This is a genomic window from Streptomyces sp. NPDC012769 (genome assembly GCF_042901205.1).
GTDB lineage: Bacteria > Actinomycetota > Actinomycetes > Streptomycetales > Streptomycetaceae > Streptomyces.
The window spans coordinates 467,078-479,672 of the sequence record NZ_JBIBCP010000003.1 but is presented as its reverse complement, the minus strand read 5'-3'; the positions used below and the strand labels follow the sequence as shown (position 1 = coordinate 479,672).

Genomic DNA, 12,595 nt, shown 5'->3' with positions numbered 1-12,595 from the left:
CCCGAAGCACCTGAAAGGCACCCCGTGGACACCCTGGTGGACAGCCCTCCGGCCATCCCCGCCCTCGCCGACGCGACCGAACTGTCCTGCGACGTCCTCGTCATCGGCGGCGGCACCGCCGGCACCATGGCCGCGCTGACGGCCGCCGGACGCGGCGCGTCCGTACTGCTCCTGGAGAAGGCGCACGTCCGGCACTCCGGGGCGCTCGCGATGGGCATGGACGGGGTCAACAACGCGATCATTCCGGGCCGGGCCGAGCCCGACGACTACGTCGCCGAGATCACCCGCGCCAACGACGGCATCGTCGACCAGTCCACCGTCCGGCAGACCGCGACCCGCGGCTTCGACATGGTCAAGCGCCTGGAGTCGTACGGGGTGAAGTTCGAGAAGGACGAGCACGGCGAGTACGCGGTCCGCCAGGTGCACCGGTCCGGCTCGTACGTCCTGCCGATGCCGGAGGGCAAGGACGTCAAGAAGGTCCTGTACCGGCAGCTGCGGCGGCGCGAGATGCGCGAACGGATCCGCATCGAGAACCGTGTCATGCCGGTCCGGGTGCTCACCCACCCCGACGACGGCCGGGCCATCGGCGCGGCCGGCTTCCACACCCGTACCGGCGCGTTCGTCGTCGTCCGGGCGGGCGCGGTGATCCTGGCGACGGGGGCCTGCGGCCGGCTCGGGCTGCCCGCGTCGGGCTATCTCTACGGGACGTACGAGAATCCGACGAACGCGGGCGACGGATACGCCATGGCCTACCACGCGGGGGCCGCGCTCACCGGGATCGAGTGCTTCCAGATCAACCCGCTGATCAAGGACTACAACGGGCCGGCCTGCGCGTACGTCGCGAACCCGTTCGGCGGCTACCAGGTGAACCGGCACGGCGAACGGTTCGTGGAGTCGGACTACTGGTCGGGCCGGATGATGTCCGAGTTCGCCGCCGAACTCGCCTCGGACCGCGGCCCGGTGTACCTCAAACTGAGCCACCTGCCCGAGGAGACCATCACCGCCGTCGAATCGATCCTGCACACGACCGAGCGGCCCACCCGCGGCACGTTCCACGAGGGCCGCGGCCACGACTACCGCACCCACGACATCGAGATGCACATCTCGGAGATCGGACTGTGCGGCGGTCACTCGGCCTCCGGGGTACGGGTGGACGCGCACGCCCGCACCACCGTGCCCCGGCTGTACGCGGCCGGCGACCTGGCCTGCGTACCGCACAACTACATGATCGGCGCGTTCGTCTTCGGCGACCTGGCCGGCGAGGACGCCGCGCGGTACCGGGCGTACGAGGGAGAGCTGCCCCAGGACCAGCTGGCCACCGCCCACGAGCTCGTCTACCGGCCGCTGCGCCACCCGGACGGGCCACCACAGCCCCAGGTCGAGTACAAGCTGCGGCGGTTCGTCAACGACTATGTGGCGCCGCCGAAGACGGGGGCGAAGCTGTCGCTCGCGGTCGAGGCCTTCACCCGGATGTCGGAGGAGATCGCCGGCATGGGGGCGCGCACCCCGCACGAACTGATGCGGTGCGCGGAGGTCGGCTTCATCCGCGACTGCGCGGAGATGGCGGCCCGGGCCTCACTGGCGCGGACCGAGTCCCGATGGGGCCTCTACCACGAGCGGCTCGACCACCCGGAGCGGGACGACGCGGGCTGGCTGCACCACCTCGACCTGAGGAAGTCCGCCTCGGGGGCGATGGAGTTCACCGCGCGGCCGGTCGAGCGGTATGTGGTACCGGTCCCGGAGTTCACGCCGACGCCCGGGCCGGAACGGCGGCTGGGCGAGGTCACCCTGGTGCCCGTGGCGACGGCCGGCCCACGCGCCGCCGCTCCGGCCGCCCGCCCGGGCGCGCCCACGGCGACTTCGATGCCGGTCGAGGGCGAGGCGCTTGAGGCGTCGGGGGCGGGGGCGGGCCTGGACGCGGACAGGGCCGGCAAGGCTCCCGGGTTGCCTGCGGCGCTGCCGGTCGCGGCCGAGGCGCCCGGGGCGTCCGCGACGGCCCCGGCCGTGCCCCAGGCCCCCGGTCCCTCGCCCGGCACCGCCGTCCTGCGCCTTCTCGCGCTCGCCGAGGAGGCGCCCGATCTGGAGGCGCTCCGCCCCTTCCTGGCCGACGCCGATCCGGCGGTGCGGGCGGCCGCCGTGGTGGCGCTCGGTGAGACGGTGCCGGCCGGCGCCGGGCCCGCGTTGGCCGAGCGTTTGCGGGACACCGCACCGCAGGTACGGGCCGCCGCCGCGGCCGCGCTGCGCGAGCTGGTCGAAGTGCTGCCCGCCGAGGCCGCGTTGGCCGCCGGGCTGCGCGAGGCGCTGGGTGTCGCCGACCCGGCGGTCCGGGCGGCCGCGCTCGACGTGCTGCGCGCCTTGCGGCTGGGTGACGCGGGGGTGTTCGCCGCCGCACTCGACGACCCCGACGTCGAGGTGCGCATCGCCGTCGTCCGGGCCCTGGTCTCGGTGGACGCGGTCGCGGAACTGGCGGTGGCCGCCGCCGACCCGGCCCGTGAGGTCCGGGTCGCGGTGGCCCGCGGTCTCGCGGCTGTGCATGCCCCGGCCCCGGCTCCGCTCGGCCCGCTCCTCGACGACCCCGACGTGCTCGTCCGTGGCGCCGCGTTGTCCGCTCTGGCCGTCACGGGCTGCCCTCCCCACTACGCCGCCCTGGCCGTGTCCGGCCTCGACGACCGGGCCTGGCAGGTCCGGGCGGGCGCCGCGACCGCCCTCCGGGCCGCCCCGCCCGCCCAGGCCGTCCCGGCCCTCGCCGGGACGCTGGCCGACCCCGACGCGGACGTCCGCAAGGCCGCCGTCCTCTCTCTCCTCCACCACCGCGCCGACCGTGACGCCCGCGCCGCCCTCGCCACGGCCACCGCCGACCCGGACGCCGACGTCCGCGCGTACGCGGCCCGTGCCGGCTCGTGAGACCGGGGGCGTGGGGAGGGGCATCCGTGCGGCCGCGGCTTCAGGGCGTGACGATCGGGAAGTCCGGGTCGGGGGCTGCCAGGACCGACAGGAGGCGGTGCAGCAGGGTCGGGTCACCGCTCATGGCGATGCCGCCGGTTCCCTTGCCGGCGAGCAGCGCGAGGAGTTGAGGCTTCGTCATCGTCATGGTCAGGCCCGCGTCCGGCGCGGGCCTGCTGTCGGTGGTCCAGGTGAGCAGGCCGTTGGCGAGGCGGAGGTGCCAGTAGTCGTCGCCGATGTGCCAGTCGATGGCGAGGCGCAGTGACCACGCCTTGGGTCCGTCGACGCGGACGGCGAGGCCGTCGATGAGCTGCCCGACGGTGAGGGCCAGGTACATGTCGGGGCCGAGGGTGGCGCTGGTGCTGGGTGTGACGCCGTGGATGAGCTCCTGGGCGCCGGTGAGGTAGAAGTTGCGCCAGACGGCGTTCTCGACGGCCTGGCCGAGTTCGGTGTAGAGCGCGGCGAGCTGGCGCTTGGCCTTGGCGTCCTTCGGGTCGTTGAAGACGGCGTGGTTGAGCAGGGTGACGGCGAAGCGCGGGTCGCCGTGGTCGGCGTAGTGCCGGGCGCGGGCGCGTACGGCGGCCTGGCCTCCGAGGGACTCGACCCAGCGGCGGGCCTCCTCCCTCGGCGTGTGCTCCCACAGGTGCGCGGGGTTGCCGTCGAACCAGCCCATGTACCGCTGGTAGATCCCCTTGACGTTGTGGCTGATCGAGCCGTAGTAGCCGCGGTTGGCCCACACCTGGTCGAGCTGGGGCGGGAGGCGGAAGTTCTCCGCGATCTCGTTGCCGGTGAGGCCCTGGTTGATCAGGCGGACGGTCTGGTCGTGCATGTAGCCGTAGAGGTCTCGCTGGGCCGTGAGCAGCGTGACGATGTTCTCGTTGCCCCAGGTGGGCCAGTGGTGGGAGGCGAAGGCCACGTCGGCCGTGCCGGTGTAGAGGTCGATGGACTCGGTCAGGTATCCGGCCCAGGCGTGGGCGTCGCGGACCTGGGCGCCGCGCAGGGTGAGGATGTTGTGCATGGTGTGCGTGGCGTTCTCCGCCATGCAGACCGCGCGGAGATCGGGGAAGAGGAAGTTCATCTCCTCCTGGCACTCGGTCCCGGGAGTCATCTGGAAGCGGATGCGCACCCCGTCCAGGGTGACCTCCTGCCCGGTGGCGCCGATGTACCGGGTGGGGGCGATGAGCCCGACGGTGCCGAGGGAGACGTTCAGCCCGAGTCCGCAGCCCACCTGGGCGGTGGCACCCGTGGGCAGCTGGGCACCGTACATGTAGGCGGCGCGGCGGGCCATGGCCGGACCGGCGTAGACGTTCTCGCTGACCGCGTGCTCCATGAAGCCCTGCGGGGCGAGGATCGGAAGGTCACCGGCGCCGTCGGGCAGGACGCCGCGGCAGCCGCCGAAATGGTCGACGTGGGGGTGGGTGTAGATCATCGCCCGGACCGGGCGGTCTCCGCGGTGGTCCCGGTAGAGCCGGAGCGCGGCGGCCGCGGTCTCGGCGGAAATCAGCGGGTCGATGACGATGATGCCGGTGTCGCCCTCGACGATGGTCATGTTGGACAGGTCCAGGCCGCGTACCTGGTAGATCCGCTCGGTGACCTCGTAGAGACCCTGGCGGGAGAGGAGCCGGGCCTGCCGCCACAGGCTCGGGTCGACGCTGTCGGGCGGGCTCGCGGCACCGGTACGGGCACGGGCACGGGCGTCGGCACCTGCATCGCCATCACCATCGGCATCGGCGAGGAAGCGGTACGCGCCGGGGTCCCAGACGGTCTTGCCGGCAGCGGTGGTGATCGGCCCGCCGGTGAACGCGGCGATGAACCCCCGGTCGGCGTCGGCGAAGTCGGCCCGGTCGTCATAGGGCAGCCCGTCGGTCCGGGTGGGCGTCGGAGTCACGGGGCGGTGACGTCCGGGGAGCGGGATCGCCTCGGCGGTCTGCGGGTTCAGCGATACGGCTGCCGCCGCGGCGCCCACCGCCGTGGCGACGAACCCGCGCCGGTCCATGGGAGTCATGCCAGTACACACCCTTCTCGTCGGTCGGGGGCGGTGGACAGGCCGACAGCGCCGGTGCCGGGAGAGCACGGTGACGCGTTCACCGGCCGTGTCGAGGCCGCGCCGCACGAGGGTCACTATTGCAGTACGACTGCAATAGCAGTCAAGGGATGCGGACGCGACGCGGTTACGGGAAGGGCCGCCGCCACCGCCCCACGGCGCTCAGTCCTCCACCGCGGCCAGCAGCGCTCGGAGGGTCCGGCGCACCGCCGAGCAGGCGTCATCCGCGTCCAGCCCCCGCCGGCTGCGCAGGTGGTCCCAGGCCGCCCACGAGGAGGCCGCCTCCAGAGCGTCCAGCAGTCCCCCGGGCCGCCGCGCGCGCGGCACCCGTCGCAGCTCCGGGGCGAAGATCTCGGCCAGGTCCTCACGGAACCAGGCGTCTCCCCGCGCCATCACGCGGCGAAGCCCCGGGGAGGTCGGTTCGAGGCCGAGTCCCACCTTGCGGATCGGTGTCATCACCTCGTACATCCGGCTGCGCTGAGCGACCAGCGCCCGCACCTTGCGTGTCGTCGCCCACTCGGGCGGCACCGGTTCGGCCAGCGCCCGCCAGCGTTCCGCCTGCCGCTCGGCGGCCGCGACGTGCAGCGCCTCCCGATCGGCGAAATGCACGAACACCGTGCGCTCGGACACCCCGGCCCGCTCGGCCACCGCCTTCCGCGTGGGCTCCGCCTGCTCCTCGGCCATCAACTCCAGCAGGGCGTCCACCAACACCGCGTGGGTCCGCTCCGGATCCCGCCGCCACCGGCGCTCCCGCCCCGCCGAGCTTCCCTTGCTGTCCCGTTCATCCTGTGCGCTCACGCCACCCATCGTGACAGCGCCGGGTGGTGGGCTCGGCCGACGTGACGTGGGGTCGGTCCGGACGCGGGTCACCGGCCGTGTCCGGCTAGCGTGGGCGCATGGTTCATCTCGAGCAGCCGCAACTATCCGGCCTGGGGCGCAACTCGGCCGCCCCGGTGGAGGTCATGACGCGGCTGGCCGCGCACGAGGCCGGCCGGGACGGGCTGACCGTGCGGGACGGACAGCTGCCGGACGTGGTGGCCGAGGCCCTCCTGACGTACGGCGGCAGCGATTCGGCCGTCCTCCTGCACGGGCGCCGGATCTCCTCGGCGATGCGCCGGCGGATCGCCGAACACCCCGACGCGGCGATCCGCGACGCCCGCGCGGACTTCGTCCGGACCATGGTGGAGCGCGGGGTGCCGATGGACATCGAGGCCTTGGTCGAGGTCTACGGCCGGCCGCCGGCGGAACTCGCGGCCGACTCCGATCCCAAGCTGCGCGCGATGGTCGCGGAGTCCTGGCGCGACCGGCCGATGGCCGTACAGGTGGCGCTGCTCGACGACGTGGACCCAGGGGTACGGGCCTCGGCCACGCGGGCGGAGCGGCCGGGTGTTCCGCCGGAGCACCATGCGCGCTGCCTCTCCGATCCGGCCACCCGGGCCAACGTCGCGCGTCGCCTCCCGCTGACGTCCGAGCAGTTCGAGCGGCTGCTGGCGACCGGGGCCGAAGAAGTGCTGCACGCGGTGGCCGGCAACCCGCACCTGACCGCTGACATGGTGGCCCGCCTGCAGGACTGCGCAGACCCGTCGGTGCGTGTCGCGGTGGCCTACGGTCGCCATGTCACGCCCGAGACCCGGGACCGGCTGCTCGCGCGGGTGGAGGCCGAGGCAGCGGCCGGAAGCATCGACGCGCGCATCGCTCTGCGCTGGTCGCACAACGAACCGAGCTGGCTGCGGGACGCACCGCTCGCCGAGCGGCTGGCCTACCTGGACTGTCCGCATGCGGTGTTCCGGCGAGTGGTGGCGGCCGGCCGGGACCTGCCGGAACATGCATGGCGGAGGCTGGACGACGACCCGGACGTCTCCGTCCGCCGCACCGCCGCCCGCCGGCCCGACACACCACCCCAGGTCCTGCTGCGGCTGCTTCGCGGCCACGGCGAGGTCTTCCACATCCGGCCGCTGCTGGTGGACCACCCCAACTTCCCGCGCGAGGCGCTGCGCGACTTCGCGAACGAGGCGGATCCGCGGGTCCGTGCCCTCGCCCTGGAGGACCCCGAACTGCCCGTTCCGGAGCTACGGCGGTTCGCGGTCTGCGACGAGCCGTTGCTGCGCCGGGGCGCGGCCCGTCACCCCAACGTCACCGCCGAACTGCTGGAGCGTCTCCTGGCGGACTCGGACCCCGAGGTCGCCGACGACGCAGCGGCCAACCCCGTACTCCCCCGGGACCGGATGGACCACATCCTCACGTCGGCCGGCCTCTGACAGCCGCCCGGGCCCTGACGAGGGAGGACCAGGTCAACGCGGGTTGCGACGAGGCTTCAAGGGGGTCGTGGGGAGTTCGGGGGCGGGGAGGGGCGAGCCGGGGTAGCCGCGCACCTCGCCGAAGCGGGTGCCCGTCGTCCAGTCCTCCCTCGCCTGGCGGATCTCCTCGTCCGTGCGGGCGATGAAGTTCCACCACATGATGATCTCCTCGTCGAAGGGCGGGCCGCCGAGGAGGATCAGGCGGGCGGTGTGGTCGGAGGTGTTGGTGAGGGTCAGGGTGTCGCGGCCGGGGGCGACGTAGCCGAGTTCGGCCGGGCGCAGGAGGGTGGTGGCGAGGTGGACGTCGCCCTCGTCGACGAGGACGCCGTGCTCGAAGGCCGGGTCCACGGGGAGGGTGACGGTGGCGGCCGGGTCGAGGAGGAGTTCGGCGCCGAGGAGGGGGGTGAAGGTGCGTACGGGGGAGGTCTCGCCGGCCAGGGTGCCGAGGAACACCCGGAGCCGCGCGCCGTCCACCCGGAACGGGTGGGGCGCGTGGTGCTGGAAGTCGCGGGCGGCGTGGCGGTGTTCCTCGGGCAGCGCCACCCAGAGCTGGACGCCGTGCAGGACGGTGGTGTCCGGGGTGGAGACCTCGGTGTGGCTGATGCCGTGGCCGCCGGTCATGAGGTTGAGTTCGCCGGGGCGTACGAAGGCGTGGCTGCCCAGGCTGTCGCGGTGCTCGATCCCGCCCTCGAAGAGCCAGCTGACCGTCTGCAGTCCGGTGTGCGGATGGGGGGCGACGTCCATGCCGCCGGAGTCGGCGACGCGGTCGGGGCCGTAGTGGTCGGCGAAGCACCAGGCGCCGATCAGGGTCCGCGAGCGCTGCGGCAGGGTGCGGCGTACGGTCATCGCGCGGGGGCCGCCCAGCGGCACGTCTCGGGCGGACAGGACCTCGACCTCGACGTCCACGGTGCTCATTCCGGATCTCTCCCCAAGAAGTCTCATTTAGTTTCGATTTCAACAACCATGCGTCATGATAGCCCCTGCGTCCATGACGCGCACGGACCGGCGAAGGAGCACAAAAGTGAGCGATCGCGGCATGAGCGATACGGCGGAAGTCCCCCCCGGCCGACGGGTGTTCGTCGACAAGCAGAGCCCCAAGGCCTACCACGCCCTGCTCCAGACGGCCGAGGCGGTCCGCACGACGGCCGCCGAGGCGGGGCTCGACCGGACCCTGGTGGAGCTGGTCAACCTCCGCGTGTCCCAGCTCAACGGCTGCGCCTACTGCCTCGACGTGCACACCCGGGCGGCCCTGCGCGCCGGTGACACGACCCGGCGCCTCGGTGTCCTCGCCGCCTGGCGCGACACCGAGCTCTTCACGGACCGCGAGCGCGCCGCCCTCGCCCTGGCGGAGGCGACCACCCACCCGGCGGACGCCTCGGCGCAGGAGCGCGCGTACGACGCGGCCCTCGCGGTCCTCGGCGAGGAGGAGATCTCCGCCGTGATCTGGGTGGCGATCGCCATCAACGCCTTCAACCGGGTCTCCATCCTGAGCAAGCACCCGGTACGGGAGTCCGCCCACCACCACCGGGAGGGCTGACGGGAAGGGGACCCGGGCCGGTTCTCGGGGAGGGGATGTCCTGTCGGGCCCAGGGGATGTCCTCTCGACCGGGCGGACCGCCGGCGGCGCCGTACCTCTTGCCGAACGCGGGGTCGACGTGCTCAAATCCCTGGCGTCACCTACGGACCGGGATGCGTGTCAGTCCCGGGGCGGCCCCGGGGCGCGAGGCCGGACGGCGGGGAGCGCGGCGTGCGATGTGCGTGCGCGCTGGACGCCGGGCGTACGGGAAACACGTTTCCACGTATTCGCGTACCCGCAGGAGCCGCACCATGAGCAAGCACGTTCTGGCCCAGAACCAGTACGGCAAGGCCGAGAACCGCATCGTCAAGATCACCCGCCAGGGCAACGAGGGCGCCTGGCACGAGATCCGCGACCTGAACGTCTCCGTCGCCCTGCGCGGCGAGTTCCGCGAGGTCCACCTGACCGGCGACAACGGCAACTGCCTGCCGACGGACACCACGAAGAACACCGTCTACGCCTTCGCCAAGGAGCACGGCGTCGAGTCCCCCGAGGCCTTCGGCATCCTGCTCGCCAGGCACTTCGTGGACTCCCAGCCCGTGATCCACGAGGCGCAGATCCGCGTCGAGGAGTTCGCCTGGGACCGCATACCGGTCCCGACCCGCCCGGAGCAGCACTCCTTCGTCCGCAGGGGCCAGGAGGTGCGGACCGCGCAGATCACGTACAGCGGCAGCACGGGTCAGCTCCAGGTCATCTCCGGTCTGAAGGACCTGACCGTCATGAACTCGACCAACTCCGAGTTCCACGGCTTCATCAAGGACCGGTACACCACGCTCCAGGAGGCGTACGACCGCATCCTGGCCACCAAGGTGACCGCGCGCTGGGCCCACTCGGTGGCCGCCTCCGGCACGGTCGACTTCGACTGGGACCGCTCCTACAAGCAGGTCCGGCGCCACATGCTGGAGGCGTTCGCGGAGACGTACAGCTACTCCCTCCAGCAGACCCTGAACGCCATGGCCGAGCGGGTCCTCGACCACTGCCCGACGGTCAACGAGGTCCGCCTCAACCTGCCGAACAAGCACCACTTCCTCGTCGACCTCGAGCCCTTCGGCCTGAAGAACGACAACGAGGTCTACTACGCGGCCGACCGGATGTACGGCCTGATCGAGGGCACCATTCACCGCGACGGCGTGCAGCCGGTCATCGCGACCAGCGACTGGATCACCGCCTGACCGTCCCACACCGCCACACCGCCGATGCACCGCCGCCGGGGAGTCCCCGGCGGCGGTTTCGTGTCCGGCCGCGGTTTCGTGGCCGGCGACGGCTTCACGTCCGGCGACGGGCGTGCGTGACGGGGCTCACACAGGATCTTCGGGGAGGGTGTAGACCGTCGGGGTCGTGACAGGCGTATGCCCGGTGAAGCGAGAGACCCGGGAGTTGCCCTTGACCGTCGAAGAGTTCGAAGAGTTCTACGTCCATGCGGTCGGGCGGCTCACCGGGCAGCTGTACGTCATGCTCGGCGATCTGCAGGAGGCGGAGGACGTTGTCCAGGAGGCGTTCGTCAAGGGCTGGAACCGGCGGCGGCAGCTCGACCGCGACGCCGGTCCCGAGGCGTGGATCCGGACCGTGGCCTGGCGGCTGGCCGTGAGCCGGTGGCGTTTCCGGCGGCGCACCGCCGACGCGTGGAGCCGGCGCGAGACGCCCTCGCACACGCCCGGGCCGGGTCCCGAGCACGTGGTGCTGGTCGAGGCCCTGCGCACCCTGCCGGTCCAGCAGCGGCGCACGCTCGCCCTGCACTATCTGTGCGACCTCACCGTCGAGCAGATCACCCGCGAGACCGGTCTGTCCGCCAGCACCGTCAAGACACACCTCGGCCGCGGGCGGATCGCGCTCGCCGACCGGCTGCGGGATCACCCACCGGGCCCCGGACCCGACGCCGGGCCCGACGCCGGGCCGGAAACCGAGCAGTGCGACGAGCAGAGAACCGACCAGGACGACGATCAGGAGGCCGGATCCCGGTGAACGACCACTCCACGGACCCCGCCCTGAGGGCCCTGTTCCGCGCCGCGGCCGAGCACGGCCGGCACCACGCCGCTCCGCTCCCGGTCGCCGATGTCGTCGCCCGGGGCAGGCGTTCCCACCGACGGCGCGTGGCCCTGGCCGCGGCCGGTGTCACCACCGTGATGGCACTCGGCGCGCTCACGGCCGTCGTCCTCGTGCCCGGCCGCACCGGCCCCGCCCTCCCCGCCACGAGCCCCTCGACCGGATCGGCCACCAGCTCCGCGCCGGGCCCCACACCGGACCCCACCACGTCACGCCCCGGCCCCGGCGCCCAGGAGACGCAGAGCGCGCCGCCGAACCCGCCCACTTCCACCCCCGGCACGACCGCGCCGGCCGCGGGCTCCACCGCACCCCGCCGCTGACGTCCCGACCCCTCGGAGAGACTCGCCCATGCCGGTCACGGCACCGCCCTCCCCTCGGCATGCCCTCGCACCGCCGGAGCCCGCCGTCACGCCTCCCCCGTCCCCCACGTCCCCGCTGTCCCCGCTGTCCCGCCTGCGCCCGGCCGACCTCGAGGTCCTGTGGCTGTACGTCGTCACCCGCGCGGCCGTGTGGCTGACCGCGTACTGCACGCGCTGGCTGTTCCCCGCCCAGGGCGACACCCGGGTGCCCGAGCCCGTCCTCGCCCCGTTCGAGCACTGGGACTGGGGGCACTTCCTCCACATAGCGCGGGACGGCTACTTCCCCGGCGGGGACAACCGGGAGGCGTTCTTCCCCGGCTTCCCGCTGCTCCTGCGGGCCGTGCACACCGTCGTCCCCGACTGGACGGTCGCCGGGCTGCTCATCTCCCTGGTCGCGGGTGCCGTCGCCGTGGTGGCCCTCGCCCGTATCGCCGAACTCCATCTGCCGCCCGGATCGCGCGCGGGCCGCCGGGCCGCCCTGTTCCTGCTGCTGTCGCCCTGCGCGGTCTTCCTGGCCGTCGGCTACAGCGAGGCCCTCTTCCTCGCCTTCGCCCTCCCTGCCTGGCTCGCCGCGCAGCGCGGGAACTGGCCCCTCGCCGCCGTCCTGGCCACGCTCGCGACCGGTGTGCGCGTCAGCGGGCTCTTCCTCGCCGCCGCTCTCGCCGTCCACTTCCTCACCACGGTCCGCGCGCGGCGGCTGCGGGCCCTCTGGCTCGCTCTGCCCCTGCTGCCCGCACTCCTCTATTTCTGGTACCTGTACGAGCGGACCGGCGACCCCATGGCGTGGAAGCACGCGCAGGAGCGCGGCTGGTACCGCTTCTTCAGGCCGCCGTGGGAGGCCTGGGCGCAGACCTGGCACGAGGCCTTCGACCACACCCAGGCGACCGGCTACGCGGCCCTCTTCCAGGCCGACCTGGCCGCCATGGTCCTCGGGCTGCTGCTGCTCGCCGTGCTGGTGCGGCGCCGCCGGTGGGCGGAGGCGGTGTACATCGCGCTGACGCTGTGGGCCCTGGGCACCTCGTACTGGTACATGTCGGTCGCCCGCAGCACGCTGCTCTGGTGGCCGCTGTGGACCCTGCTCGCCGTCCGGAGCCTGCGCGGCACCAGGACGACCACCGCCTACCTCTGTCTGGCGGCGCCGCTGGGTACCGTCCTCGCCGTCACCTTCCTCTCGGGCCGCTGGGCCGGCTGACCGCGCCGGGTGTGGTGCGTGTCGCGTGTCGGTCGGCCGTGCCGCCCCGGGTGCGCACCCCCGCCGTGGCGCCCGGGTTCACACCCTCGTCGTGTCACTCCGACGTGTCACTCCGGCGTGTCACTCCGGATCCTTCCGGAT

General features: G+C 73.0%; 10 protein-coding genes. 7 read left to right on the top strand and 3 right to left on the bottom strand.

All coding sequences use genetic code 11. The annotated features are described in order from the left end of the window. Nucleotides 1-24: 24 nt before the first annotated feature. Entirely contained in the window at nt 25-2,904 is a 2,880-nt protein-coding gene (locus ACFY7C_RS17395; RefSeq protein ID WP_389650629.1) for a fumarate reductase/succinate dehydrogenase flavoprotein subunit, read from the top strand. Nucleotides 2,905-2,944: 40 nt separating this feature from the next. Here the strand turns inward: ACFY7C_RS17395 and ACFY7C_RS17390 are convergent, their stop codons facing one another. Both ACFY7C_RS17390 and ACFY7C_RS17385 read right to left on the bottom strand, forming a co-directional pair. Beyond that, nucleotides 2,945-4,948, bottom strand: coding sequence for an alkyl/aryl-sulfatase (locus ACFY7C_RS17390; protein WP_389650626.1), 2,004 nt, complete (start codon nt 4,946-4,948; stop codon nt 2,945-2,947). A 201-nt stretch (nt 4,949-5,149) separates the two neighbouring features. After that, the gene (locus ACFY7C_RS17385; RefSeq protein ID WP_389650623.1) at nt 5,150-5,785 is read right to left on the bottom strand and encodes a TetR/AcrR family transcriptional regulator; all 636 of its coding nucleotides are present in this window, start codon (nt 5,783-5,785) and stop codon (nt 5,150-5,152) included. A 98-nt stretch (nt 5,786-5,883) separates the two neighbouring features. Here ACFY7C_RS17385 and ACFY7C_RS17380 point away from each other — a divergent pair, with 98 nt between their 5' ends. Next, on the top strand, nt 5,884-7,245 hold the full coding sequence (locus tag ACFY7C_RS17380) for a hypothetical protein (protein ID WP_389650620.1): 1,362 nt from the start codon (nt 5,884-5,886) through the stop codon (nt 7,243-7,245). A 33-nt stretch (nt 7,246-7,278) separates the two neighbouring features. Here ACFY7C_RS17380 and ACFY7C_RS17375 read toward each other — a convergent pair whose 3' ends face one another. Continuing rightward, on the bottom strand, nt 7,279-8,199 hold the full coding sequence (locus tag ACFY7C_RS17375) for a pirin family protein (protein WP_389650617.1): 921 nt from the start codon (nt 8,197-8,199) through the stop codon (nt 7,279-7,281). Between the two features lie 121 nt (nt 8,200-8,320). On the opposite strand from ACFY7C_RS17375, the gene ACFY7C_RS17370 reads away from it, so the two are divergent. The 5 genes from ACFY7C_RS17370 to ACFY7C_RS17350 all read left to right on the top strand — a co-directional run bounded on the left by ACFY7C_RS17370 (nt 8,321) and on the right by ACFY7C_RS17350 (nt 12,454). After that, a complete protein-coding gene (locus ACFY7C_RS17370; RefSeq protein WP_389652707.1) occupies nt 8,321-8,821 on the top strand; it encodes a carboxymuconolactone decarboxylase family protein in 501 nt (166 codons plus the stop codon). Between the two features lie 290 nt (nt 8,822-9,111). Next, complete coding sequence (pucL, locus tag ACFY7C_RS17365) at nt 9,112-10,032, top strand: factor-independent urate hydroxylase (protein ID WP_389650614.1); 921 nt, start codon at nt 9,112-9,114, stop codon at nt 10,030-10,032. 211 nt (nt 10,033-10,243) lie between these two features. Further along, entirely contained in the window at nt 10,244-10,822 is a 579-nt protein-coding gene (locus ACFY7C_RS17360) for a SigE family RNA polymerase sigma factor (protein WP_389650611.1), read from the top strand. Then, the gene (locus ACFY7C_RS17355; RefSeq protein ID WP_389650608.1) at nt 10,819-11,223 is read left to right on the top strand and encodes a hypothetical protein; all 405 of its coding nucleotides are present in this window, start codon (nt 10,819-10,821) and stop codon (nt 11,221-11,223) included. Before ACFY7C_RS17360 ends, ACFY7C_RS17355 begins: the two co-directional genes overlap by 4 nt. A 28-nt stretch (nt 11,224-11,251) precedes the next feature. Then, complete coding sequence (locus tag ACFY7C_RS17350) at nt 11,252-12,454, top strand: mannosyltransferase family protein (RefSeq protein ID WP_389650605.1); 1,203 nt, start codon at nt 11,252-11,254, stop codon at nt 12,452-12,454. Nucleotides 12,455-12,595 lie beyond the last annotated feature (141 nt).